This is a genomic window from Pseudonocardia sp. EV170527-09 (genome assembly GCF_008369905.1).
Lineage (GTDB): Bacteria > Actinomycetota > Actinomycetes > Mycobacteriales > Pseudonocardiaceae > Pseudonocardia.
In genome coordinates this window covers 1-421 of sequence record NZ_VRMC01000357.1, presented here as the reverse complement: position 1 = coordinate 421, position 421 = coordinate 1, and the positions used below count along the sequence as shown (strand labels likewise).

The 421-nt window shown below is 62.0% G+C and carries 1 protein-coding gene; it reads left to right on the top strand.

Annotated elements, in window-relative coordinates; translation table 11 throughout:
- The coding region (locus FVA95_RS32330) for a hypothetical protein (protein ID WP_205016052.1) at window positions 1–202 on the top strand (202 nt) is incomplete at its 5' end.
- Between the last annotated feature and the right edge of the window lie 219 nt (window positions 203–421).

Below are 421 nucleotides of genomic sequence, written 5' to 3'. Positions count from 1 at the left end.
GCTGAGGGGAGTGCCGCAGCAGAGCGTCCCGGATGGCCTGCGGATTGTCTCGCTGCTCAGCGGGGACGGCAGCCTGAGCGCGTTCCAGCTCTGTCGCGATCCGTTCCAGAGCCCGAGCGATCTGCTCATCACTCGGATCCACACCCGAAGCCGCCACCTCGGACACGTACGCGATCCGACTGACGTCCACCGCCGCGACTGACGACACGGGAGAAGCAAACGCAATCCCCGATGCCGCACCCATTGAAATAGCTGTAACCACAGACAACGCGATTGCCCGCCGCGCATACTTCCGTGCATCCACATTAGTCAGCGGAGCACGCTGAAACCCCCATCGTCAACAACCACCTCGGAGGGTCAGCACCCATTCACAATGAGTGGCAATTACTCGCGCGGAGAGCCGCTTTGCGCTATTGGATCC